The 23,026-nt window shown below is 71.2% G+C and carries 20 protein-coding genes; 14 read left to right on the forward strand and 6 right to left on the reverse strand.

Going from position 1 to position 23,026, the window contains the following annotated elements; translation table 11 throughout:
* The first annotated feature begins 20 nt into the window (after positions 1 to 20).
* The 7 genes from STBA_RS28760 to STBA_RS28790 all read left to right on the forward strand — a co-directional run bounded on the left by STBA_RS28760 (position 21) and on the right by STBA_RS28790 (position 6,279).
* Positions 21 to 842, forward strand: a complete 822-nt coding sequence (locus STBA_RS28760; protein WP_077061979.1) for an FtsQ-type POTRA domain-containing protein — start codon at positions 21 to 23, stop codon at positions 840 to 842.
* A 284-nt stretch (positions 843 to 1,126) separates the two neighbouring features.
* On the forward strand, positions 1,127 to 2,377 hold the full coding sequence (ftsZ, locus tag STBA_RS28765; protein WP_077061980.1) for a cell division protein FtsZ: 1,251 nt from the start codon (positions 1,127 to 1,129) through the stop codon (positions 2,375 to 2,377).
* A complete protein-coding gene (gene pgeF, locus STBA_RS28770) occupies positions 2,374 to 3,108 on the forward strand; it encodes a peptidoglycan editing factor PgeF (protein ID WP_077061981.1) in 735 nt (244 codons plus the stop codon). The genes ftsZ and pgeF overlap by 4 nt, the downstream gene beginning before the upstream one ends.
* Positions 3,105 to 3,854 carry a YggS family pyridoxal phosphate-dependent enzyme gene (locus STBA_RS28775; protein ID WP_077061982.1) on the forward strand — a complete coding sequence of 250 codons (750 nt, stop codon included), beginning with the start codon at positions 3,105 to 3,107 and terminating at the stop codon, positions 3,852 to 3,854. The genes pgeF and STBA_RS28775 overlap by 4 nt, the downstream gene beginning before the upstream one ends.
* A 124-nt stretch (positions 3,855 to 3,978) precedes the next feature.
* The gene (sepF, locus tag STBA_RS28780) at positions 3,979 to 4,602 is read left to right on the forward strand and encodes a cell division protein SepF (RefSeq protein ID WP_077061983.1); all 624 of its coding nucleotides are present in this window, start codon (positions 3,979 to 3,981) and stop codon (positions 4,600 to 4,602) included.
* Positions 4,603 to 4,676: 74 nt separating this feature from the next.
* Complete coding sequence (locus STBA_RS28785; protein ID WP_077061984.1) at positions 4,677 to 4,961, forward strand: YggT family protein; 285 nt, start codon at positions 4,677 to 4,679, stop codon at positions 4,959 to 4,961.
* A gap of 49 nt (positions 4,962 to 5,010) precedes the next feature.
* Positions 5,011 to 6,279 carry a DivIVA domain-containing protein gene (locus STBA_RS28790; RefSeq protein WP_077061985.1) on the forward strand — a complete coding sequence of 423 codons (1,269 nt, stop codon included), beginning with the start codon at positions 5,011 to 5,013 and terminating at the stop codon, positions 6,277 to 6,279.
* Between the two features lie 114 nt (positions 6,280 to 6,393).
* Here the strand turns inward: STBA_RS28790 and ileS are convergent, their stop codons facing one another.
* Positions 6,394 to 9,534, reverse strand: coding sequence for an isoleucine--tRNA ligase (gene ileS, locus STBA_RS28795; protein ID WP_077061986.1), 3,141 nt, complete (start codon positions 9,532 to 9,534; stop codon positions 6,394 to 6,396).
* Between the two features lie 280 nt (positions 9,535 to 9,814).
* On the opposite strand from ileS, the gene STBA_RS28800 reads away from it, so the two are divergent.
* The 3 genes from STBA_RS28800 to STBA_RS28810 are packed head-to-tail and all read left to right on the forward strand — an operon-like array spanning position 9,815 to position 12,130.
* Positions 9,815 to 10,513, forward strand: coding sequence for a TraR/DksA C4-type zinc finger protein (locus STBA_RS28800; protein ID WP_253195076.1), 699 nt, complete (start codon positions 9,815 to 9,817; stop codon positions 10,511 to 10,513).
* 42 nt (positions 10,514 to 10,555) lie between these two features.
* Complete coding sequence (gene lspA, locus STBA_RS28805; protein WP_077061987.1) at positions 10,556 to 11,164, forward strand: signal peptidase II; 609 nt, start codon at positions 10,556 to 10,558, stop codon at positions 11,162 to 11,164.
* A 24-nt stretch (positions 11,165 to 11,188) separates the two neighbouring features.
* Entirely contained in the window at positions 11,189 to 12,130 is a 942-nt protein-coding gene (locus tag STBA_RS28810; protein ID WP_077061988.1) for an RluA family pseudouridine synthase, read from the forward strand.
* 11 nt (positions 12,131 to 12,141) lie between these two features.
* On the opposite strand, the gene STBA_RS28815 is transcribed toward STBA_RS28810, so the two are convergent.
* Positions 12,142 to 13,203 carry a mechanosensitive ion channel domain-containing protein gene (locus STBA_RS28815; RefSeq protein WP_077061989.1) on the reverse strand — a complete coding sequence of 354 codons (1,062 nt, stop codon included), beginning with the start codon at positions 13,201 to 13,203 and terminating at the stop codon, positions 12,142 to 12,144.
* A 141-nt stretch (positions 13,204 to 13,344) separates the two neighbouring features.
* On the opposite strand from STBA_RS28815, the gene STBA_RS28820 reads away from it, so the two are divergent.
* Entirely contained in the window at positions 13,345 to 13,914 is a 570-nt protein-coding gene (locus STBA_RS28820; RefSeq protein WP_077061990.1) for a dienelactone hydrolase family protein, read from the forward strand.
* Positions 13,915 to 13,949: 35 nt separating this feature from the next.
* Here the strand turns inward: STBA_RS28820 and STBA_RS28825 are convergent, their stop codons facing one another.
* The 3 genes from STBA_RS28825 to STBA_RS28835 form a co-directional block, all read right to left on the reverse strand.
* Positions 13,950 to 15,437, reverse strand: a complete 1,488-nt coding sequence (locus STBA_RS28825; protein WP_107485131.1) for a serine/threonine-protein kinase — start codon at positions 15,435 to 15,437, stop codon at positions 13,950 to 13,952.
* Between the two features lie 107 nt (positions 15,438 to 15,544).
* The gene (locus STBA_RS28830; protein ID WP_077061991.1) at positions 15,545 to 16,381 is read right to left on the reverse strand and encodes a thioredoxin domain-containing protein; all 837 of its coding nucleotides are present in this window, start codon (positions 16,379 to 16,381) and stop codon (positions 15,545 to 15,547) included.
* Positions 16,382 to 16,463: 82 nt separating this feature from the next.
* On the reverse strand, positions 16,464 to 17,141 hold the full coding sequence (locus STBA_RS28835; protein ID WP_077061992.1) for a hypothetical protein: 678 nt from the start codon (positions 17,139 to 17,141) through the stop codon (positions 16,464 to 16,466).
* A 259-nt stretch (positions 17,142 to 17,400) separates the two neighbouring features.
* Here STBA_RS28835 and dnaE point away from each other — a divergent pair, with 259 nt between their 5' ends.
* Complete coding sequence (dnaE, locus tag STBA_RS28840; protein ID WP_077061993.1) at positions 17,401 to 20,940, forward strand: DNA polymerase III subunit alpha; 3,540 nt, start codon at positions 17,401 to 17,403, stop codon at positions 20,938 to 20,940.
* A gap of 102 nt (positions 20,941 to 21,042) precedes the next feature.
* Positions 21,043 to 21,288 carry a hypothetical protein gene (locus STBA_RS28845; protein ID WP_077061994.1) on the forward strand — a complete coding sequence of 82 codons (246 nt, stop codon included), beginning with the start codon at positions 21,043 to 21,045 and terminating at the stop codon, positions 21,286 to 21,288.
* 81 nt (positions 21,289 to 21,369) lie between these two features.
* Here the strand turns inward: STBA_RS28845 and STBA_RS39345 are convergent, their stop codons facing one another.
* The gene (locus tag STBA_RS39345; protein ID WP_290443929.1) at positions 21,370 to 21,495 is read right to left on the reverse strand and encodes a hypothetical protein; all 126 of its coding nucleotides are present in this window, start codon (positions 21,493 to 21,495) and stop codon (positions 21,370 to 21,372) included.
* Between the two features lie 200 nt (positions 21,496 to 21,695).
* Here STBA_RS39345 and STBA_RS28850 point away from each other — a divergent pair, with 200 nt between their 5' ends.
* On the forward strand, positions 21,696 to 22,913 hold the full coding sequence (locus tag STBA_RS28850; RefSeq protein ID WP_077061995.1) for an NYN domain-containing protein: 1,218 nt from the start codon (positions 21,696 to 21,698) through the stop codon (positions 22,911 to 22,913).
* The last annotated feature ends 113 nt before the right edge of the window (positions 22,914 to 23,026 follow it).

Raw genomic sequence — 23,026 nt, forward strand, 5'->3', positions numbered from 1 at the left:
CCTGGGGAGTTGACACGAGCGTGGCCGGAGCGACGACCGCGGAACGGGACGGCAGCCGCCGTCGGCCGGACTCCGGCCCGCGCCCGCGTCCGCCCGAGCGGCGCTCGTCGCTCGCGCGCCTCCGGCCGCGCCGTCCCCGGCCGCGCACGATCGTCGTGCTGGTGCTCGCCGTCCTGCTCGGCGGCTTCGGCACCTGGGCCCTGTACGGCTCGGACTGGCTGCGCATCGAGCGCGTGTCCGTCCACTGGTCGGGCGGACAGCACCGGCTGACGGAGGAACAGGTCCTGCGGGCCGCCGCCGTGCCGGAGGGCTCCCCGATGGCATCGCTCGACAAGGGGGCGGTGCGCGCGCGGCTCCTGGAGCGGCTGCCGCGGCTTGCCTCGGCGGAGGTGGTCAGGGGCTGGCCGCACGGCGTCACGCTGAAGCTGACGGAGCGCAGGGCCGAGGTCCTGATGCCCGAGGACGGTGGTTTCACGGAGGTCGACGAGGACGGAGTGCCGTTCGGCAGGACCGAGGAGGCGGACGCGGGGGTACCGTTGCTCGAACTGGAACTGGAAGAGAGCGCGAGTCTCCGCCGATTCGGCGAGGACCGCATTCGCCAGGAGGCGGTCTCCGTGGCCGCCGCCCTGCCGGAAGCGCTGCGCGGGAGCACGCGGGTCATCCGCGTCACCTCCTTCGACTCCATCACCCTGGAGTTGTCGGGCGACCGTGTGGTGCGGTGGGGGAGCGCGGAGGAGTCGGCGGCGAAGGCCGACGCACTGGAGGCGGTGATGAACGCGGCAGAAGACGCCACGTACTTCGACGTCAGCGCGCCCAGTGCCCCGGCCGCTTCCGGAGGTTGACGGCCCGGTCGGCCCGGTGCCGGACGAGCACCCAGGTTGACGGGGACCGAGCGCGATCACATAGGGTGAAAAGAAAAACAGGAGGTTCGGCGTGTTCGTTGAACGCGTACCACTTGTCGACTTAGTGTCCGTTCCGAGGAATCCAAGGAACGGCAAGCACAGGTAACCCTAAACTTGAGCGTTAGGGTTCGGGGTGGCTTATCCAACCGCCCCATCGGCATCAGTCGGCGCACTGCGGCTCACGCGGAGCGGCGACACGTAAATCGAGGCGAGAGGCCTTCGACGTGGCAGCACCGCAGAACTACCTCGCAGTCATCAAGGTCGTCGGTATCGGCGGCGGTGGCGTCAACGCCATCAACCGGATGATCGAGGTCGGTCTCAAGGGCGTCGAGTTCATCGCGATCAACACCGATGCGCAGGCGCTGCTGATGAGCGACGCCGACGTCAAGCTGGACGTCGGCCGGGAGCTCACCCGAGGGCTTGGCGCGGGCGCCAACCCCGACGTGGGTCGCAAGGCTGCCGAGGATCACCGCGAGGAGATCGAGGAGGTCCTCAAGGGGGCCGACATGGTTTTCGTCACCGCGGGCGAGGGCGGCGGCACCGGCACGGGCGGTGCCCCGGTCGTGGCGAACATCGCGCGTTCCCTCGGGGCCCTGACCATCGGCGTGGTGACCCGGCCGTTCACCTTCGAGGGCCGCCGCAGGGCAAACCAGGCGGAGGACGGCATCGCGCAGCTCCGTGACGAGGTCGACACCCTCATCGTCATCCCGAACGACCGGCTGCTGTCCATCTCGGACCGCCAGGTCAGCGTGCTGGACGCCTTCAAGTCCGCCGACCAGGTGCTGCTGTCCGGTGTCCAGGGCATCACCGACCTCATCACCACCCCAGGCCTGATCAACCTCGACTTCGCCGACGTCAAGTCCGTGATGTCGGAAGCCGGTTCCGCCCTCATGGGTATCGGCTCCGCGCGTGGGGACGACCGCGCGGTCGCCGCCGCGGAAATGGCGATCTCCTCCCCTCTTCTCGAAGCGTCCATCGACGGCGCCCGCGGAGTCCTGCTGTCCATCTCCGGCGGTTCCGACCTCGGTCTGTTCGAGATCAACGAGGCCGCGCAGCTCGTGAGCGAGGCCGCCCACCCCGAGGCCAACATCATCTTCGGTGCCGTCATCGACGACGCGCTCGGCGACGAGGTACGGGTCACCGTGATCGCCGCCGGGTTCGACGGCGGTCAGCCGCCTTCCCGCAGCAGGGACAAGGCACTCGGCGGGTACGGCACCAAGGAGGAGCAGTCCGCCGTCGGCCAGGACAGGCCGGCGATGGACCCCGAGCCGGAGCGCCCCTCGTTCGGCGGCCTCGGCACCCTGCCGCCGCGCGACACCGGCGCCGTTCCGGAGCGCGAGAGCGCCCCGCCCGTTCCGGAGCCTTCGGCCGACCAGTCGCGCGAGCCGGTCAAGGGCACGCCCCAGGTTCCTTCCGCCCGGCCGTACGACGGTGGTCAGGTCGAGGAGCTCGATGTGCCCGACTTCTTGAAGTGATAGCGCAGCAGAGCACGGACGACGGCGCCCGCTTCGCCTTCACCGACCGGTGGGGCGGGGCGAGCGCCGTTCCGTACGGAACCCTCAATCTCGGCGGCGCGGTCGGCGACGATCCGGCGGCCGTTGCGCAGAACCGGGAGCTGGCCGCGAAGGCCCTCGGGCTCGACCCGGCGGACGTCCGCTGGATGAACCAGGTGCACGGCAGGAGCGTGGCGGTGGCCGACGGCCCGTGGCCGGGCGGCGAGCCGCCGGAGGCCGATGGCGTGGTCACCGCGCGGAGGGGGCTCGCGCTCGCGGTGCTCACCGCCGACTGCACTCCCGTGCTTCTCGCCGATCCGGTGGCCGGAGTCGCCGGCGCCGCGCACGCCGGGCGGCCGGGGCTGCTGGCCGGGGTGGTGCCCGCGACGGTCGAGGCGATGTGCGCGCTCGGCGCGGAGCCGGCCAGGATCACCGCCCGCACCGGACCCGCCGTGTGCGGGCAGTGTTATGAAGTGCCGGAGGACATGCGGCAGGAGGCGGAACGCCTGGTGCCCGGCAGTGCGGGCACGACGCGGTGGGGGACCCCGGCCGTCGACATTCCCGCCGGGGTGCGGCGGCAGCTGGCCGGCTGCGGGGTCCGCGACATCAGGCTCTCCACGGTCTGCACCCTCGAATCGGATGCCCATTTCTCCTACCGGCGGGACCGGCTCACGGGCCGGCAGGCCAGTTATGTCTGGGTGGCCGCATCGTGAGTGCATGGGACGAGCCCGGTACGCCGGGCTCCCGCGAGGCCGAACTCGCCGCCAATCTCGCCCGGGTGGAGGAGCGCATCACCCGCGCATGTGACGCGGCGGGGCGCGCGCGGACGGACGTGACTCTGATCGTCGTCACCAAGACGTACCCGGCCGAGGACGTCAGGCGGCTCGCCGCGCTCGGCGTGCGGGACGTTGCGGAGAACCGGGACCAGGAGGCCGCGGCCAAGGCGGCGGCGTGCGCGGACCTCGCGCTGAACTGGCACTTCGTGGGACAGCTGCAAACAAACAAGGCGCGTTCTGTCGCCAAGTACGCGCAATGTGTGCATTCCGTGGACAGGGTGCGGCTGGCTCGTGCGCTCTCCGCGGCGGTTGTGAGTCTGGAACGTGCGCCCCTGGATTGCCTCGTGCAGGTTGCACTGGAAAAGGCGTCGGGGCAGGGCGGTGACCGGGGAGGTGTGGCGCCGGACGCGGTCGGGGAGTTGGCGGCGGCACTCGACGAGGCGCCGGGACTCCGATTGGCGGGGCTCATGACGGTTGCTCCGCTCACGGGCGCGTACGCAGGGGCGCCCGCCGCGGCGTTCGAGCGGTTGCAGGAAATCTCAAGGCGACTGCGCTCGGTCCATCCGGCTGCGAACATGGTCTCGGCAGGCATGAGCGCGGACTTGGAGGAGGCGATCGCCGCGGGAGCGACACACGTACGCGTCGGGAGCGCGGTGCTCGGCGTCCGCCCCGCCCTCGGGTAACGTCGCCAAACGAGGGGCTACAGCCGAAAATATGGTCAATCCCGATTCGGTCGGGGGCAGGTTACGTGGATGCGCGGCCCGGGCAGATCGGAGCCGATCCACCACAGAGCGGAGGACGCAGTCGATGGCTGGCGCGATGCGCAAGATGGCGGTCTACCTCGGCCTCGTGGAGGACGACGGGTACGACCGCCCGGGGTATGGCCCCGACGACGAATTCGAGCCGGAGCCGGAGCCGGATCGGGGCCGGCGTCAGCAGGCGCACGAGCCGCCGGCGCGGGAGCGGACCGAGGAGCCGGTGCGGGTCGTGCACCCGCCGGCGCAGCGGGAGACGGAGCCAACCCCCGCTCCACTCCTGACCGAAAGCAGACGGCCCGGGAGGATCGCTCCCGTGTCTTCCATCACACCCGAACGACAGAACGTGGAGAAGAGCGCGCCGGTGATCATGCCCAAGGTCGTGTCAGAGCGGGAGCCGTACCGGATCACCACGCTCCACCCGAGGACGTACAACGAGGCCCGTACCATCGGGGAACACTTCCGCGAGGGCACCCCGGTGATCATGAATCTGACGGAGATGGATGACACAGATGCAAAGCGACTTGTCGACTTTGCCGCTGGTCTCGTCTTCGGTCTCCATGGCAGCATCGAGCGCGTGACGCAGAAGGTGTTCCTGCTGTCGCCTGCTAACGTCGATGTAACGGCGGAGGACAAGGCCCGGATCGCCGAGGGCGGGTTCTTCAACCAGAGCTGACGACAGGACACCGGAAGGTCACGTTCCGGCCGAGCGGCCGGGACACTCGGACAAGGGGAGAGGGACAGGCAGGAATGGGCATCGTTCAACAGGTGATCCTGGTTGCCTTGTACTGTCTGCTCGGCTTGCTGCTCTTCCGATTGGTGATGGACTACGTGTTCATGTTCGCCCGCTCCTGGAGCCCCGGCAAGGCGATGGTTGTTGCCCTGGAGGCCACCTACACTGTCACCGATCCGCCACTGAAGGCGCTGCGGAAGGTCATCCCGCCGCTGCGCTTCGGGGGTGTGGCGCTTGATCTGTCCTTCTTCGTACTCATGATCATCGTCTACATCCTGATCAACGTCGTGGCCAGGCTGTGAACGAGTACGGTCTTGCCGATATGCCGACGAATTACGTTGAGGTGAAGAGATGCCGCTGACCCCCGAGGACGTGCGGAACAAGCAGTTCACAACCGTCCGTCTGCGAGAAGGCTATGACGAGGACGAGGTCGATGCCTTCCTCGACGAGGTCGAGGCAGAGCTGACCCGGCTGCTCAGGGAGAACGAGGACCTGCGCGCGAAGCTGGCCGCGGCCACCAGGGCTGCCGCGCAGAACCAGCAGAACATGCGGAAGCCCGAGCCGCAGGACCGGCCGGGTGGCCCCATGTCGGCCATATCAGGTCCGGGCCCCCAGCAGCATCAGCAGCAGCAGCAGCATCAGCAGCAGCCGATGGGCGGCCCTCCGCAACTTCCCGCCGGACCCGGTGGTCCTGGCGGCCCCGGTGGCCCTGGCGGTCCCGGTGGCCCCGGCGGCCCGCAGGGTCACCCCGGTGGCCCGGGCCCCATGGGCCACGGCGGCCCCGGCGGACCGATGGGTCCTGGTGGTCCCGGCGGTCCCGGTGGCCCCGGCGGCCCGCAGGGTCACCCCGGCGCTCCGGTGCCGATGGGCACCCACGGCGGTCAGGGCCTCGGGCCCGGCCTCGGCGGCCCCGGTCTCGGTGGCCCCGGCGGCCCGCAGCAGATGCCGCAGCCCGCGGGCGGCAACGAGAGCGCGGCCCGCGTGCTTTCGCTCGCGCAGCAGACCGCGGACCAGGCGATCGCGGAGGCCCGTTCGGAGGCCAACAAGATCGTGGGTGAGGCGCGCAGCCGCGCCGAGGGCCTGGAGCGGGACGCCCGCGCCAAGGCCGACGCGCTGGAGCGGGACGCGCAGGAGAAGCACCGCGTGGCGATGGGCTCCCTGGAGTCCGCGCGCGCCACGCTGGAGCGCAAGGTCGAGGACCTGCGCGGCTTCGAGCGCGAGTACCGCACGCGTCTGAAGTCGTACCTGGAGAGCCAGCTCCGCCAGTTGGAGAGCCAGTCCGACGACTCGCTCGCGCCGCCGCGTTCGCCCGCCGCCGCCTCCCTGCCGCCCTCCCCGGCTCCCTCGCTCGCCTCGGCGGGCGCGCCGACCGGCCCCGGGGCCGGCATGGGCGGGCACGGCTCGCTCGGCGGCAACCAGTCGATGGGCGGGCACGGCTCGCACGGCGGCCACGGCGGTGGCCACGGCGGCCCCGGTGGCCCGCCCTCGTACGGCGGCCAGCAGCAGATGTCGCCGGCGATGACCCAGCCGATGGCGCCGGTGCGGCCGCAGGGGCCGCAGCCGATGCAGCAGGCGCCTTCGCCGATGCGCGGCTTCCTCATCGACGAGGACGACAACTGACGGGCCCGGGCGTCGACTGACGTCCGAGACCACCGGCATATCGCAGCGGGCCGGCCGGGACCTCAAGGTCCCGGCCGGCCCGTTCGCGCGCGGCCTGCTTCGGCAGGGCAGGGCCTAAGCCCGGCGTAGCCGGAAGGTGGCGCCCAGGGGGGTGTCGCCGAACGGCTCGCCGAGTGTGTCGTCGCCCGTTCCCTCGGCGAAGTCGGTCGCCAGCACCTCGCCGGCGATCAGCGCTTGGTGGTCGACGAGCGCGCGTTCGCTCTCGGGGTCGGTGGCCTGCCAGCGCACAACGATGCGGTCGGCCACTTCGAGGCCGCTGTTCTTCCTGGCGTCCTGGATCAGCCGGATCACCTCGCGGGCGAGCCCGGCGCGGCGCAACTCCGGCGTGATCTCCAGGTCGAGCGCCACCGTCGCACCCGGGTCCGAGGCCACCGACCAGCCCTCGCGGGGCGTTTCGGTGATGATGACCTCCTCGGCCGACAGCGGCACCAGCTCGCCGTTCACCTCGACCGCGGCCGTGCCCGCGCGCAGCGCGGCCGACAGCTCGGCGGCGTCCGCCTCCGCGATGGCGCGGGCGACCGGCTGCGTCTGCTTGCCGAAACGGCGGCCCAGCGCCCGGAAGTTGCCCTTGGCCGAGGTGTCGACCAGCGAGCCGCCCATCTCGGACAGCGCCGCGAGCGAGGCCACGTTCAGCTCGTCGGCGATCTGCTCCCGCAGGTCGTCGCCCAGCAGCTCGAAGCCCTGCGCGGCAACCAGCGCGCGGGACAGCGGCTGGCGCGTCTTCACGCCGGACTCGGCGCGCGTGGCCCGGCCCAGCTCGACGAGCCGCCGCGCCAGCAGCATGTCCCTGGAGAGGTCCGGGTCGACCAGGCCGGGATCGGCCGCGGGCCAGGAGGCCAGGTGCACCGAGTCGGGCGCGCCCGGCGTCACCGGCACGATCAGGTCCTGCCAGACCCGTTCTGTGATGAACGGGACCAGCGGGGCCATCAGCCGGGTGACCGTCTCCAGCACCTCGTGCAGCGTGCGCAGCGCGGCCGGGTCGCCCTGCCAGAAACGGCGGCGGGAACGGCGGACGTACCAGTTGGACAGGTCGTCGACGAACGTGGAGATCAGCTTGCCGGCGCGCTGGGTGTCGAAGTCGTCCATGGCCTTGGTGACCATGTCGACCAGCGCGTTCAGCTCGCTGAGCAGCCAGCGGTCGAGCAGCGGCCGGTCGGCCGGCGGCGGATCGGCCTCGCCCGGGGACCAGCCGGTGGTGCGCGCGTACAGCGCCTGGAAGGCGACCGTGTTCCAGTAGGTGAGGAGCGTCTTGCGGACGACCTCCTGGATGGTGCCGTGCCCCACCCGGCGCGCCGCCCAGGGCGAGCCGCCGGCCGCCATGAACCAGCGCACGGCGTCCGCGCCGTGCCGCTCCATCAGCGGGATGGGCTCCAGGATGTTGCCCAGGTGCTTGGACATCTTCCTGCCGTCCTCGGCGAGGATGTGGCCCAGGCAGACCACCGACTCGTACGAGGAGCGGTCGAAGACGAGGGTGCCGATCGCCATGAGTGTGTAGAACCAGCCGCGGGTCTGGTCGATGGCCTCGCAGATGTACTGGGCCGGGTAGTGGCGCTCGAACTCCTCGCGGTTGCGGTACGGATACCCCCACTGCGCGAACGGCATCGAGCCCGAGTCGTACCAGGCGTCGATGACCTCGGGGACCCGCCGGGCACTCCGCGCGCAGCCGTCCGTGGTGCACGCGAACGTGACCTCGTCGATGAACGGCCGGTGCGGGTCGAGCCCGGACTGGTCGGCGCCGGTCAGCTCGCTCAGCTCGGCCAGCGAACCGACGCAGGTCAGGTGGCCGTCGTCGCAGCGCCAGATGGGCAGCGGCGTGCCCCAGTAGCGGTTGCGGGACAGTGCCCAGTCCACATTGTTGGTCAGCCAGTCGCCGAACCGGCCGTGCTTGACCGAGTCCGGGTACCAGGCGGTCTTCTCGTTCTCCCGCAGCAGGGCGTCCTTGACCTGGGTGGTGCGGATGTACCAGGCCGGCTGTGCGTAGTACAGCAGCGGGGTGTGGCAGCGCCAGCAGTGCGGGTAGCTGTGCTCGTAGGCGAGGTGGCGGAACAGCAGCCCCCGTTCGCGCAGGTCGGCGACCAGCGCCTCGTCGGCCTTCTTGAAGAACTGGCCGCCCACCAGCGGCAGGGCCTCCTCGAAGGTGCCGTCCGCGCGCACCGGGCGCACCACGGGCAGCCCGTACCTGCGGCAGGTCAGCAGGTCGTCCTCGCCGAACGCGGGCGCCTGGTGCACCAGGCCGGTGCCGTCCTCGGTGGTGACGTAGTCGGCGGTCACCACGAAGTGCGCCTCTGCGCCGCCGAAGTCGACCAGCTCGAACGGGCGGCGGTAGGCCCAGCGTTCCATCTCGGCGCCGGTGAACGTCTGCCCGGTCTCGCGCCACTCCTCGCCGAGCGCCGCGGCGAGCAGCGGCCGCGCGACCACGAGACGGCGCGCGCCGTCGGTGGCGACGGCGTAGGTGACGTCGGGGTGCACGGCGACGGCGGTGTTGGACACCAGCGTCCAGGGGGTGGTGGTCCACACCAGCAGATCCGCCTCGCCCGCGAGCGGGCCGGAGAGCAGCGGCAGCCGGACGTACACCGAGGGGTCGACGACCGTCTCGTAGCCCTGCGCCAGCTCGTGGTCGGAAAGACCGGTCTCGCAGCGCGGGCACCAGGGCGCCACGCGGTGGTCCTGGACCAGCAGGCCCTTGCCGAAGATCTCCTTCAGCGACCACCACACCGACTCGACATAGGCGGGGTCCATGGTGCGGTACGCGGCGTCCAGGTCCACCCAGTAGCCCATGCGCCGGGTCAGCTCGGCGAACGCGTCGGTGTGGCGGGTCACGGACTCGCGGCACCTGGCGTTGAACTCGGCGATCCCGTACGCCTCGATGTCCTGCTTGCCGGTGAAGCCCAGCTCCTTCTCCACCGCCAGCTCCACGGGCAGGCCGTGGCAGTCCCAGCCGGCCTTGCGCGTGACGTGGAAGCCGCGCATCGTCCGGTAGCGGGGGAAGACGTCCTTGAACACCCGCGCCTCGATGTGGTGCGCGCCGGGCATCCCGTTCGCCGTGGGCGGCCCCTCGTAGAACACCCATTCCGGGCGTCCCTCCGACTGCGCGAGGCTGCGGGTGAACGTCTTGTTCTCCTGCCACAGGTCGAGCACGCCGTGCTCCAGGGCGGGCAGGTCGACCTGGGCTGGTACGGGGCGGTATTGCGTCATCGGATCGTCCTCCGGCGGACACACATGGCGTTCTCCGTCGGAGGGACGAGAGCGCGCTCCCGCGGTACCACCCTCCTTGGCCGGGTGCGCCGACCGTCGGCCGTGCCCCTGCCCCCTCATTGGGCCGCGGTGCCGGGTCTACTCGCTCGCGGTGAGCTTTCTGCCGGCGGCTCAGGGGTGATCTTCACGTCGCGCACGCCCCCGGGCTCACACCGTCCCCGGGTCGCTCGCGGCTGCGGACGACGCTACTCGTCCCCATCGCTGCCTTCCGCTTCGACCAGTGTACGGGCCGCCGCGGAGCGGTGGTGACCGGTTATCCGGCCGCCGGGCGGGGCACAACGCAGGGAGACCGGCGCGCCCCCGTTGCCGCGCCTCCCCAGTCGATTTATCGTTCCGGTCACGATTCGCGAGCAAGATCACACTATGTGAAGGGGCCGCCGCCATGGTGGCAGCGAAGAAGTCGGCCAGGAAGACGTCGCAGGACGGGCAGACAGGAGCCAAGAAGGTGGCAGCGAAGAAGAGCACCGCGGACGAGCCGTCCACCCCTGTTTCGACCGCCCGCACGGCGGCCCCGGCCGACCCCGGTGACCTGGCCGTCCGCACCGGCGAGGACCCGTGGACCGCGGAGGAGGCCGAGGAGGCCAGGGACGCGCTGACGGCCGAGGCCGACCGGCTGCGTGCCGAGATCACCGCCTCCGAGGAGGCCCTGACCGGGCTCATGCGCGACTCGGGCGACGGCGCCGGGGACGACCAGGCCGACACCGGCACCAAGAACGTGACCCGCGAGCACGAGATGGCCCTGGCCTCCAACGCGCGCGAGATGCTGTACCAGACGGAGCGCGCGCTCCAGCGGCTCGAAGCCGGCACCTACGGCCTGTGCGAGAACTGCGGGCAGCCGATCGGCAAGGCGCGGATGCAGGTCTTCCCGCGGGCCACGCTGTGTGTGGACTGCAAGCAGAAGCAGGAACGGCGGTTCTGACGGATTTCCGGTGATCGCACTGGCGTGGCGTACCCTCATCACGTGAGCGAGGCGGAGAGGACCATCGAGACACCTGACGACCCCGAGAAGGCGGCCGGGGCGGCCGGGGCGGCGGGGACCGGCGAGCCGGCGCGGGTGGCCGACGAGGACGGGACCGCGGACCGCGGGCCGCGGCGGGTCATGGTGCTGGCCGGGGTCGCCGCGTTCGCCTATGCGCTGGACCTCATCACCAAGATCATGACGGTGGAGTGGCTGGAGAACGAGCCGCCCGTCGAGGTCTTCGGCGAATGGCTCCAGTTCAGGGCCGTGCGCAACGGCGGAGCGGCGTTCGGTATCGGCGAGGCGCTGACCGTCGTCTTCACCTGCATCGCCGCCGCCGTCATCGTCGTGATCATCCGGCTGGCCAGGAAGCTGTACAGCACGCCGTGGGCCATCGCCCTCGGGCTGCTGCTCGGCGGCGCCCTCGGCAACCTCACCGACCGGCTGCTGCGCGCGCCCGGCGCGCTGGAGGGTCACGTGGTGGACTTCATCGCGCCGAAGCACTTCGCGGTGTTCAACCTTGCGGACTCCGCGATCGTGTGCGGCGGCATCCTGATCGTTCTGCTCTCCTTCCGCGGCCTCGATCCCGACGGCACCGTGCACCGGGACTGACCGGCCGTCCGGCATACTCGTCGGGTGAACACCCTTCCCGAGACCCGCGCACTGCCCGTACCGGAGGGACTTGAGGGGGAGCGTGTCGACGCCGCCCTCGCCCGTATGCTCGGCTTTTCCCGCACCAAGGCCGCGGAGCTGGCCGCCGCGGGCAAGGTCAGGCTCGACGGCGCGGAGGTGGGCAAGTCGGAGCGGGTCACCGGTGGTTCGTGGATCGAGGTGGAGATGCCGCCGCCCCCGACCCCGGTGCGGGTCGTGGCGGAGCCCGTCGAGGGCATGGAGATCGTCCACGACGACCAGGACCTCGTCGTCGTCGACAAGCCGGTCGGCGTCGCCGCGCACCCGAGCCCCGGCTGGAGCGGGCGCACCGTCATCGGCGGCCTCGCCGCCGCCGGCTTCCGCGTCGCCACCTCGGGCGCCGCCGAGCGTCAGGGCATCGTCCACCGCCTCGACGTCGGCACCTCGGGGCTGATGGTCGTGGCCAAGTCCGAGACGGCGTACTCGCGGCTGAAGCAGCAGTTCCGCGACCGGACCGTCGACAAGCACTACCACACCCTCGTGCAGGGCCACCCCGACCCGCTCAGCGGCACCATCGACGCCCCGGTCGGGCGGCATCCGCAGGCCGACTACAAGTGGGCGGTCACCGCCGACGGCAAGCCCGCCGTCACCCACTACGACCTGATCGAGGCGTTCCGCGGCAGCAGCCTCCTGGACGTCAAGCTGGAGACCGGCCGCACCCACCAGATCCGGGTGCACATGGCCGCGCACCGGCACCCCTGCGTCGGCGACCTCACCTACGGGGCCGACCCGACGCTGGCCAAGCGACTGGGCCTGACCAGGCAGTGGCTGCACGCGGTGCGGCTGGGGTTCGCGCACCCGGCGGACGGGCAGTGGGCCGAATTCTCCTCCGGCTACCCGGCCGACCTGGACTCCGCGCTGGAGACGCTGCGCGCGGAGAGCGCGTAGGGGGCGGCCCCTCAGGTCTCCGCGCCGGGCGCCGCCGGGGGGAGCGCGGCGGGTGAGGTGGCGACGCGGGGCAGCGCGTAGGGGTGCTTCTCACGCAGCCACGTGATCAGCTCCTCGCGGACCGCGCAGCGCAGCGTCCAGACGTCGTCCGCGTTCCTGGCGGACATCGCGGCGCGCACCTCGATCGTCGTCGGGGTGGTGTCGGTGACGACCAGGCTCCACTGGCGGCCGTCCCAGTCCTTGCGGCCAAGCAGGTACTCCTGGAGCCGCTTGCGCAGGTCGGTGATCGGGGCCGAGTGGTCGAGGTGCAGGAAGATCGTGCCGGTGATCTCGTGCCCGCCGCGGGACCAGTTCTCGTACGGCTTGCTGTTGAAGTAGGACACCGGCATGGTCAGCCGCCGGTCGTCCCAGATCCGCACGGTGAGGAACGCCAGCGATATCTCCTCGACGGTGCCCCACTCGCCGTCGACCACGACGGTGTCGCCGATGCGTACCGAGTCGCCGAACGCGACCTGGAGGCCGGCGAACAGGTTGCTCAGCATGGACTGGGCGGCGACACCGGCGATGATGCCGATGACGCCGGCGGAGGCCAGCATCGAGGCGCCGAGGGCGCGCAGCCCGGGGAACAGCAGCAGGATGGCCACGGCCGTGGCGACGACCGCCAGGATGCTGGTCACCACGCGGCGGATCATCGCCAGCTGCGTCCTGAACTGCCGCACCCGGGCCAGATCGGTGGTGCGGGCCGCGTAGGTGGCCAGCGAGTTCTCCGCGACGGCGTTCGCCGCCCTTATCGTCAGCCAGGCCGCGGAGAAGATGGTGACCGTCGCGAGGAGGCTCTGGATGATGTCGTCCCGCTTCAGCTCCAGATCGAACGCGTCGTACGCGATCTGCACGGCGGCCGAGGCGAGCAGCACCTGCAACGGCAGCTGGCAGCGCCGCATGAGGCCCCACACCCTGGTGTCCGGGTGGCGCCGGTCCGCCGCGCGCAGGGCGCGGTCGATCAGCCAGCCGATGACCAGCGTGAGCGCGATGGTGCCGCCGATGACCAGGAGTGGTCGCAGCACGTCGTCCATGGGATCTCTCAGCTCCTTGGTTGCCTGCTTCCGACCGCAAGGTTAGCCAGCCGGGCTGGCAGGATGGGCGGCCGAGAACCCCTCGAACCCCGCAAACCCCTGCGTATTACCGGAAGGTCAGTCGAGACCGTGAGTCATGTCATGCTTCTGCACTCCGCGTACGGGCTGCGGCCCGCCGTGCTCGCCGCCGCGGACCGGCTCCGGGCGGCCGGGCACCAGGTGCTCACCCCCGACCTCTACGACGGGCGGACCACCGGGACCGTCGAGGAGGGAATGGCCGTCAAGGACGAGATCGGCACCGAGGAGCTGCTGCGGCGGGCCGTCGCCGCCGCCGCGCCGCACTCGGACGCCGGCCTGGTGTACGCGGGCTTCTCGCTGGGCGCCTCCCTCGCCCAGACCGTCGCGCTCGGCGACGCAAGGGCCGCCGGGCTGCTGCTGTTCCACGGCACGGGGGACGTTGCGGACGACGCCTCGGCGGACGGGCTGCCGGTGCAGCTGCACGTGGCCGACCCCGACCCGTTCGAGCCCCACGACTGGCTGAACGCGTGGTACCTGCGGATGCGGCGGGCCGGGACGGACGTGGAGGTGTTCCGGTACCAGGGCGCCGGCCACGTGTACACCGACCCGGAGCTCGCTGACTGGGACGAAGAGGCCGCCGAACGCACCTGGCGGACGGCGCTCGGCTTCCTCGCCTCGTTCGGCGAGGGCTAGGGCCAGGGCTTGGAGGCGAAGGCCAGGGCCGCGGCTCAGTCCTCCTCGCAGCGCCCGCTGCCGCCGTCCATGGGGTGGCAGATCAGATCGGCGTCGCCGGGGGAGTCGCTGAGGTAGCGGCCCACGCAGGCGTTGCCGTCGGTCAGGCCGTGTTCGGCGCAGAACTCCACCGCATCGGTGCCGTCCTCGAAGTCGTCGGAGACGTAGATCACCCAGTAGCCGGGGTTCAGCGAGGCGTAGTCGTCGCTGAGCAGGACGTCGGCCTCGGGCACCGAGGCACGGATCGCGGCCAGCCGCTGGTCGCGGACCTCGGTGCCGGTGGCGACCGGCTCGGAGAACAGCTGGGCGATCCACGTACCGGGGTCGAGGTCGCCCGGCGCGGGGTCGGTCTCGCGTGGCGGCTCTGCGGTGGGCTCCTCGCTCGCTTCCCCGGTGGGGTCCCCGGTGGGATCCTCGGACGGCGGTGGCTCGGCGGTGTCCGAGGGCGTGGGTGTGGGGCCGTCGGAGCCGTTGGCCTCGGTGCCGCCGCCCGGCAGCACGAGCGCGGCGGTGATGCCGCCGGCCAGCAGCACCGCGCCCGCGGCGATGCCGGCGACCAGCGCGGAACGGGAGCGGCCGCGCGCCGGCGGGACCGCGTTCGTCCCGGTCGGCGCATACGCCCACGCCGCCTGTGGGGTCTGGGGGGTCGGCGGCGGGGCCTGGGCCTGGGCCAGCATCGCGTCGAGCCGGGCGGCGTCCGGGCGGGCGGCTGGGTCCTTGACGAGCAGGATTCTGAGCACGTCCCCGAGCGGCCCCGACCTGACCGGCGGTGGCACCGGGTCCTCCAGCACCGCGGACAGGGTGGCCAGGGTGGTCCCGCGGCGCAGGGGGCTGTAGCCCTCGGTGAGGACGTACAGCATGACGCCCAGGGACCACAGGTCGGCCGCGGGGTGGTCGGGGGCGCCGCGGATACGTTCCGGCGCGATGTACTCGGGGGAGCCGACGATGCCGCCGGTGACGGTCAGCGAGGTGGAGCCGGCGACCGCGGCGATCCCGAAGTCGGTCAGCACCGCGGAGGAGCCGCCGTCGCGCAGCAGCACGTTCGCCGGTTTGACGTCGCGGTGGTGGATTCCGGCGGCGTGCGCGGCGCGCAGTCCGGCGAGCACGTCGCGGCCCAGGCGGATGGCCTCGGCGGGCGGCAGCGGCCCGCGGCGCGCCAGGGCTTCCAGGCTGTTGCCCGGCAGCAGCTCCATGACCAGCCAGGGATGCGGCTCGATGTCGACGATGTGGTAGATCCGCACCACGTTCGGGTGGTCGATGCGGGCGAGGGCGCGCGCCTCGCGCAGCACGCGCTCCCGCAGGGTGCGTTCCGCGTCAGGGCCCGAACGGGCCATCTGATCGGCGGGCCGCACCTCCTTGAGGGCGACCTCGCGGTGCAGCGCGAGGTCGCGGGCCCGCCACACGGTACCCATGCCGCCGGCCCCGAGCCGCGCGAGCAACTCGAAGCGGTCGTCGATGATCTGTCCCGGCTGCGCCCCTGCCACGGCCACAGCCTACGGAACGAGCGGCGGGCGGACGCGGCCGGAGCCGCGTCCGCCCGGCCCTTGTGGCAGCTTCGTTACCCGGTCGTGCCCCGGGCACGGCGTCCGTCTCAGGGCTGGACGCTGTTCGCCTCGATGACCGCGGCGAAGTCCTCGGGCGTCTTGGGAACGTCCACGACCTCGTCGTTGTACTTCAGCGTCGGGGTGCCGGACACGTCGGGCGCGGCGTCGAACTTGTCGGACATCTGGAGGGCCCAGACGGCGAACGCGCTGTCGGTGACCGCGGATTCGAAGTCCGCGTTGCCCTCCAGCTCGGGAACCTCCTGGGCTATCTCGATCAGCCGCTCGTCGTCGGCGAACGCGTCGGACGACTCGGCGGGGTGGAACTCCTCGGAGTAGAGGGCCGCCTGGAGGTCCAGGAACGCCGAGGGGCTTACGTCGAGGGCGGCGCCGAGTGCGTTCAGGGCGTTCTTGGAGCCGGAGCCGCCGAGCCGGTCGTCGAGGAAGGAGCCGAAGACGTACTCGACGGCGAAGGTGCCGTCGTCGATGCCCGCGCGGACGCTGTCGCCGATGTTCTGCTCGAAGTTGGCGCAGGCGGGACAGCGCGGGTCCTCGAAAAGGGTGAGGGTGTTGGCCGCGTCATCCTCGCCGATGCGGATGGTCAGGCCGTCCTCGCCCGAGGTGTTGGCCGGGGCGTCGGCGGCGAACTCGCCTGACCCGCCGTCCTCGATCTGTGTGCGGACGGCGCCCCAGTCGGTGTTGTCCGCGTCGTCGCCCATGTTGGCGACGGCCACGCCGATGCCGCCGGCGACGGCCAGGAGGGCCAGGGCCGAGCCGCCGACGATTGCCTGGCGGCGCACCTTTTCACGCCTGGCCTGGCGTTCGCGCTCGGCGCGCAGCCGTTCGCGGGCCTCGCGTTTGGCCACGGAGGTGTTGCGCTTGCTCATGAGGGATCTCCGTCGAGAAGTGTCGGTGGTCCCGGGCGCGGCGGGCGGCCGGGACGGGTGGCTGCCGGTGCGGGGCGCTCGCTCAGTGGGCGAGCGCCGCGCCGGGCGGGCCCCGACGGAGGACGGAGTGGGCCAGGGGCGGCGCGGCCGGCGCGGCGGGAGCGGTCCGGGGGCGGCGCGGCAGCCGCGGGGGCTCGGCCGCGGGCACGTTGCGGAACGTGACGGCGAGCAGCAGCGGCCGGAAGCCGGCCGCGACGGCGGCGTGCAGGAGCCGGGCCAGGGCCCGTTCGCCGCAGCGCAGCCAGCCGGCCGCGGCCAGGCCGGCGCAGACGTGCGCGGCCAGCAGCACCCAGGGCCCGGCCGGATCGGACGCGTCCAGCGGCCCGCGGCCGGCGGCAGCGAGGTTGACGAGCGGGGTGCCGACCTCGCCGGCGCAGAGCAGGTCGACGCCGAGCAGCCGCAGTGGCCCGGTGACCGGACCGCCGCCGGGGCCGTAGCAGGTGGACTGTCCCGCGGTGAAGAGGGTGTCGGCCGCCAGGTGCAGGGGGACGAGCAGCGCGGCGATGGTGCCGAAGCCGCGTTCCCCGCCGCCGAACAGCAGCCAGGCGCACGCGAAAACCGCGGCGCCGACGACGGCGACGGCCGGTGCGGGCAGGGGCGCGCCGGACAGCAGGACGTGGGCACCGGCGGAGAGCGTGACGCACAGCGCGGCGAACATCGCCGCGCGGGCCGCACGCATGCCGGGAGCCGATATACCCATCGAGCCCGAGTGTGCCACGACCCGCGGTGCGGGGGCACGGGCGGTGCCGGGTGACGTTTCCCCGCCGGCTGTTCCCCGGGTGGGCGGCGTGCGTTCCGGGGCCGGGAGCGGGGCACCGTCCTGACCTTGGGCATTGCCGTGATCATGGCTCTGACCTGCGGAAACGCCGAGGAATTGCGATCGCGTGCGCGGGGCCGGTGCGGCTGGTGCGGATGTAGGGTTCAGGGTGATCCAAGCCCCTGCTGCGGAAGGCCGTGGAGTGACGAAGCCCTTCACACACCTGCATGTGCACACCCAGTACTCGCTGCTCGACGGAGCGGCGCGGCTTGCGGACATGTTCAAGGCGTGCCGGGAGATGGGCATGTCACACATCGCCATCACCGACCACGGGAACCTGCACGGCGCCTACGACTTCTTCCAGCAGGCGCGGGCCGCGGAGATCACGCCGATCATCGGCATCGAGGCGTACGTGGCGCCGGAGTCGCGGCGGCACAAGCGGCGGGTGCAGTGGGGGCAGCCGCATCAGAAGCGGGACGACGTTTCCGGCTCCGGCGGTTACACGCACAAGACGATCTGGGCGTACAACAGGACGGGGCTGCACAACCTGTTCCGGCTCTCCTCCGACGCTTACACCGAGGGCTTCTTCGTCAAGTGGCCCCGCATGGACCGGGAGACCATCGCGCAGCACGCGGAGGGCCTGATCGCGTCCACCGGCTGCCCTTCCGGCGAGGTGCAGACGCGGCTGCGGCTCGGCCAGCCCGAGGAGGCGCTGAAGGCGGCGGGGGAGTACCGGGAGATCTTCGGCAAGGACCGGTACTTCCTCGAACTGATGGACCACGGTCTCGAAATCGAGACCCGGGTCAGGGACGGGCTGCTGGAGATCGGCCGCAAGCTGGGCATCCCGCCGCTGGTGACGAACGACTCGCACTACACGCACGCCCACGAATCGGCCGCGCACGACGCGCTGCTGTGCGTGCAGACCGGGAAAAACCTGTCGGACCCCGATCGCTTCCGCTTCGACGGCTCGGGGTACTACCTGAAGTCGCCGGAGGAGATGTACGCCATCGACTCCTCCGATGCCTGGCAGCAGGGCTGCGCCAACACCCGCCTGGTGGCCGAGCAGGTCGAGACCAGCGGCTGGTTCGAGCCGCGGGACCTGATGCCGCGCTTCGACGTGCCCGAGGGGTACACGGAGGTCTCCTGGTTCCAGGCGGAGGTGGCCCGCGGCATGGCCCGCCGCTACCCGGGCGGGGTGCCGGAGTCGCGGCAGCGGCAGGCCGAGTACGAGATGGGCGTCATCATCCAGATGGGGTTCCCCGGCTACTTCCTCGTGGTCGCGGACTTCATCATGTGGGCCAAGCAGCAGGGCATCGCGGTCGGCCCGGGGCGCGGTTCCGCGGCCGGTTCGATCGTGTCGTACGCGCTGGGCATCACCGACCTCGACCCGATCGACCACGGTCTGATCTTCGAGCGCTTCCTCAACCCGGAGCGCGTCTCCATGCCGGACGTCGACATCGACTTCGACGAGCGCAGGCGCGGCGAGGTGATCCGTTACGTCACCGAGAAGTACGGCGCCGACAAGGTGTCGATGATCGGCACCTACGGCACGATCAAGGCGAAGGCGGCCATCAAGGACGCCTCGCGCGTGCTGGGTTACCCCTACGCGATGGGTGACCGCATCACGAAGGCGATGCCCGCGGACGTGCTCGGCAAGGGCATTCCGCTGTCCGGCATCACGGACAAGGACCACCCGCGGTTCAGCGAGGCCGCCGAGGTCCGCGGCATGTACGAGAACGAGCCGGACGTGCGGAAGGTCATCGACACCGCGCGTGGCCTGGAGGGGCTGGTCCGGCAGATGGGCATGCACGCCGCGGGCGTGATCATGTCCAGCGAGCGGCTGGTCGACCACGTGCCGCTGTTCGCGCCGAAGAACGACGGTGTGGTCGTCACGCAGTGGGACTATCCGACGTGTGAGGCGCTCGGCCTGCTGAAGATGGACTTCCTGGGCCTGCGGAATCTCACGATCATGGATGACGCGGTCAAGCTGATCAAGAAGAACAAGAACGTCAACATCGAGCTGCTGAATCTGACGCTCGACGACCCGAAGACGTTCGAGTTGCTGGGGCGCGGGGACACGCTGGGCGTCTTCCAGTTCGACGGCGGGCCCATGCGGTCGCTGCTGCGGATGATGAAGCCGACCGACTTCGAGGACATCTCCGCCGTCGGCGCCCTGTACCGGCCGGGCCCCATGGGCATGAACTCGCACATCAACTACGCCCTGCGCAAGAACGGCCAGCAGGAGATCACGCCGATCCACAAGGAGCTGGAAGAGCCGCTGAAGGAGGTCCTCGACGTCACCTACGGCCTGATCGTGTATCAGGAGCAGGTGCAGAAGGCGGCGCAGGTGCTGGCCGGGTACAGCCTCGGACAAGCGGACCTGCTCCGCCGGGCCATGGGCAAGAAGAAGAAGGAGATCCTGGACAAGGAGTTCCTCCCGTTCCAGAAGGGCATGCGGGAGCGCAACTACTCCGACGAGGCCATCCAGGCCGTGTGGGACGTGCTGGTGCCGTTCTCCGGCTACGCGTTCAACAAGGCGCACTCGTCGGCATATGGCCTTGTCACCTACTGGACGGCATATCTCAAGGCCAATTACCCGGCCGAGTACATGGCCGCGCTGCTCACCTCCGTGCGGGACGACAAGGACAAGTCGGCCGTCTATCTGAACGAGTGCCGGCGCATGGGGATCAAGGTGCTGCCGCCCGACGTGAACGAGTCGGAGGCTTTCTTCACCCCGCGCGGAGACGAGACGATCGTTTTCGGTCTCACCGCGGTTCGCAACGTGGGGCAGAATGTTGTCGATTCGATCGTGGCCACGAGGAAGGCGAAGGGGAAGTACAGCTCGTTCCCCGATTTCCTGGACAAGGTCGAGGCGGTGGTCTGCAACAAGCGCACCATCGAGTCGCTGATCAAGGCCGGCGGATTCGACAGTCTGAAGCACACCCGCAAGGGCCTGACCGCGCATTTCGAGCCGATGATCGACAACGTCGTGCAGGTCAAGCGCAAGGAGGCCGAGGGACAGTTCGATCTCTTCGGAGGCATGGACGACGACGCCGGCAGCGAAGGACCCGGCTTCGGCATGGACGTCGTCTTCACCGAGGAGGAGTGGGAGAAGGCGTATCTCCTCGCGCAGGAACGGGAGATGCTCGGCCTGTACGTGTCCGACCACCCGCTGTTCGGCATCGAGCACGTGCTCGACGACAAGGCGGACGCGGCCATCTCGGCACTGACCGGAGGCGACTACAGCGACGGCGCGATCGTCACCATCGGCGGCATCATCTCCGGCCTCCAGCGCAAGATGACCAAGCAGGGCAACCCCTGGGCCATCGCCACCGTCGAGGACCTGGCGGGCTCCATCGACTGCATGTTCTTCCCCGCCACCTACCAACTGGTCTCCACGCAACTCGTCGAGGACACGGTGGTGTTCGTCAAGGGCCGCCTCGACAAGCGCGAGGACGTCCCGCGGCTGGTCGCCATGGAGCTGATGGTGCCCGACCTGTCGGAGGCGTCCGCCGATTCCCCCGTGACCATCACCATTCCCACCCTGAAGGTCACCCCGCCGCTGGTGGAGCGGCTCGGGGAGGTGCTCGGCCAGCACCGCGGGCCGACCGAGGTGCGGGTGAAGCTCCAGGGCGCGCGGACCACGACCGTGCTGCGCCTGGACCGGCACCGGGTGCAGGCCGATCCCGCGCTCTTCGGCGACCTCAAGGCACTGCTCGGGCCCGCCTGCTTGGCCGGGTGATGCCGCAAGTTGGCGCGATGATGGAAGCTGCTTTACCGAAACGGGTAATTCCGAGGTCTACCTTCGAAAGGGAGGATTTCGCCACTCGAGGGGTGGGCCGTCATGGAGACCCGGATGATCGAAAAGGCAGTATTCCTGTTGCGCCAGGTGCACAGTTCCCGGCAGGAGGCCGTGCACGCGCTGGCCGTGTATTTCCCCGGCGCGGCATTCGAGGACAGGCTGCGCTGCGTCCACGAAGCCTGGGACATCGCCCGCCGCGGCGAAGAGCCCGCGCAATCCGTCGTGTCCCAGGTGTCCGACGCGCGGTATTTCGCGGCGGCACACGAACGGCACGCCTTCACCGACTGAAAGGTGCCCGCCGGACCGGCTCCGGCGCCACGGGGCGCACTTCCCGCGACGGGGTGTGCGCCCCGCGGCGCCGGAGCCGCGTCAGTTGTGGCCGAAGCGCCGCTCGCGTTTCCTGGTCTTCTGCTGCTCGTCAGGAACCTCGGCGCGGCTCTGCTCGGCCGGACGCTGCTGCTCCGACCGGCGGTTGCGGTTCTTGTTCCTGGCCATGATCGCCTCCTGGGTGAATCATCCTCCGGGCGCGGAACGCCGACCGCCACCAGATTCGCACGGCGCAACATAGTTCGCATTCCGGGCGGCGAGGGTCGTCGATTCGCCACGCCGAAGATCGAGTTGGCACAGATAACGGCGGCGTGGTCGGGCAGACTCAAGAAAACGGTACGGGAACGTCGGGAGAAAGAAGGTGCAACGTGGACCGCTGCGTCGTCCTGGTGGACGCGGGCTATCTGCTTGGCGCCGCCGCCAGCCTTCTCGCCGGAGAACCTGCCCGGCCCCGCATCACCGTGGACCACGCGGCCCTCATCCAGGGCCTGCGGGAGCGCGCCGAGGCGGACACCGGCCGGCCGCTCCTGCGGATCTACTGGTTCGACGGCGCGCCCGACCGCGTGCCCCAGCCGGAGCACCGGCGGCTGCGCGTCATGCCGCGCGTCACCGTGCGCCTGGGCGCGCTCACCAGAAGTGACGGGCGGTGGGCGCAGAAAGGCGTCGACGCGGCCATGCACGCCGAACTGACCGAGCTGGCCCGCAACCGCGCCTGCGCCGACATCGTCCTCGTCACGGGCGACGGCGACCTGCTGCCGGGCCTGATGTCGGCCAAGGAGCACGGCGTTGCCGTGCACCTCTGGGCCGTCCAGGCCGCCGACGGCGACTACAACCAGTCCGAGGACCTGGTGGCAGAGGCCGACGAACGCCGCGTCCTCGACCGGGCCTGGATCACCCGCGCCGTGCGCGTCAGCGACACGGCCGTCCCCGGCACCCCGCACGGCGTTCCGCGTTCCGAGATCGCCGCCATCCTCGCCGCCCCGCTGCCGGAGACCGGCGCGCCCGCGGGACAGCCCGCCGGGCGGGAGCCGGCGGTCGCCGTGAAGAACGGCGCCCCGCAGACCGGGGAGCCCCCCTGCCCGCCCCCGCACCGCGACGCCACCGGCCCCGCGGTCAAGGGCGTTCCGACGCCCAAGGATCTCGCCTCGCTCGGCCGTCCCGTCCCGCCCCCGGCCACCGCCACGCTGCGCTGGTCCTCCGACCGCGGCTGGGTGGACCGCGGCACCCCGGAGGAACCGCCGGAGGTCGCCGGGCTGCCGATGCTCTCCCAGCTCACCACCGCGGAACAGCGGTGGGCCGACCGCGAGGAGGACATCACGGCCGTCAGCGGCGACCCGTTCGAGGTCGGCCAGGTCTTCGCCCGCCGCTGGGCCGAACGCCTCTCCGCCCCGGTCCACTTGCAGCAGCTCTCCGGCGAGTACCCGCGCATCCCGCACCGCATCGACGGTGAACTGCTGCGCTACGCGGCCCGCTTCGGGCTGCTCGCGCACAAGGACGATCAGATCGACGAGCAGGACCGGTACGCGATCCGCGCGGGCTTCTGGCGCGAGGTCGACGGGCGCACCGGCGCCGAACGGGCCTCCTGAGGGCGCGGGCCCCCGGCGGGCGGCGACTTGACCGAAACGTGCCCCGGTGTCCGGCGGGTGCGGGCCGCCACGTAGGCTCCTCCATCGTGGCCTCATCCATCGCACGGGCCGGC

Origin of the sequence: Streptomyces sp. MP131-18, assembly GCF_001984575.1 — a bacterium.
GTDB classification, from domain to species: domain Bacteria; phylum Actinomycetota; class Actinomycetes; order Streptomycetales; family Streptomycetaceae; genus Streptomyces; species Streptomyces johnsoniae.

Excerpts from the sequence above, each read along its gene's own strand:
- sepF (WP_077061983.1), top strand. The coding sequence starts at position 3,979 with ATGGCTGGCGCGATGCGCAAGATGGCGGTCTACCTCGGCCTCGTGGAG.
- STBA_RS28785 (WP_077061984.1), top strand. The coding sequence starts at position 4,677 with ATGGGCATCGTTCAACAGGTGATCCTGGTTGCCTTGTACTGTCTGCTC.
- STBA_RS28790 (WP_077061985.1), top strand. The coding sequence starts at position 5,011 with ATGCCGCTGACCCCCGAGGACGTGCGGAACAAGCAGTTCACAACCGTC.
- ileS (WP_077061986.1), bottom strand. The coding sequence starts at position 9,534 with ATGACGCAATACCGCCCCGTACCAGCCCAGGTCGACCTGCCCGCCCTG.
- STBA_RS28815 (WP_077061989.1), bottom strand. The coding sequence starts at position 13,203 with ATGGACGACGTGCTGCGACCACTCCTGGTCATCGGCGGCACCATCGCG.
- STBA_RS28820 (WP_077061990.1), top strand. The coding sequence starts at position 13,345 with ATGCTTCTGCACTCCGCGTACGGGCTGCGGCCCGCCGTGCTCGCCGCC.
- STBA_RS28830 (WP_077061991.1), bottom strand. The coding sequence starts at position 16,381 with ATGAGCAAGCGCAACACCTCCGTGGCCAAACGCGAGGCCCGCGAACGG.
- STBA_RS28835 (WP_077061992.1), bottom strand. The coding sequence starts at position 17,141 with ATGGGTATATCGGCTCCCGGCATGCGTGCGGCCCGCGCGGCGATGTTC.
- STBA_RS28845 (WP_077061994.1), top strand. The coding sequence starts at position 21,043 with ATGGAGACCCGGATGATCGAAAAGGCAGTATTCCTGTTGCGCCAGGTG.
- STBA_RS39345 (WP_290443929.1), bottom strand. The coding sequence starts at position 21,495 with ATGGCCAGGAACAAGAACCGCAACCGCCGGTCGGAGCAGCAGCGTCCG.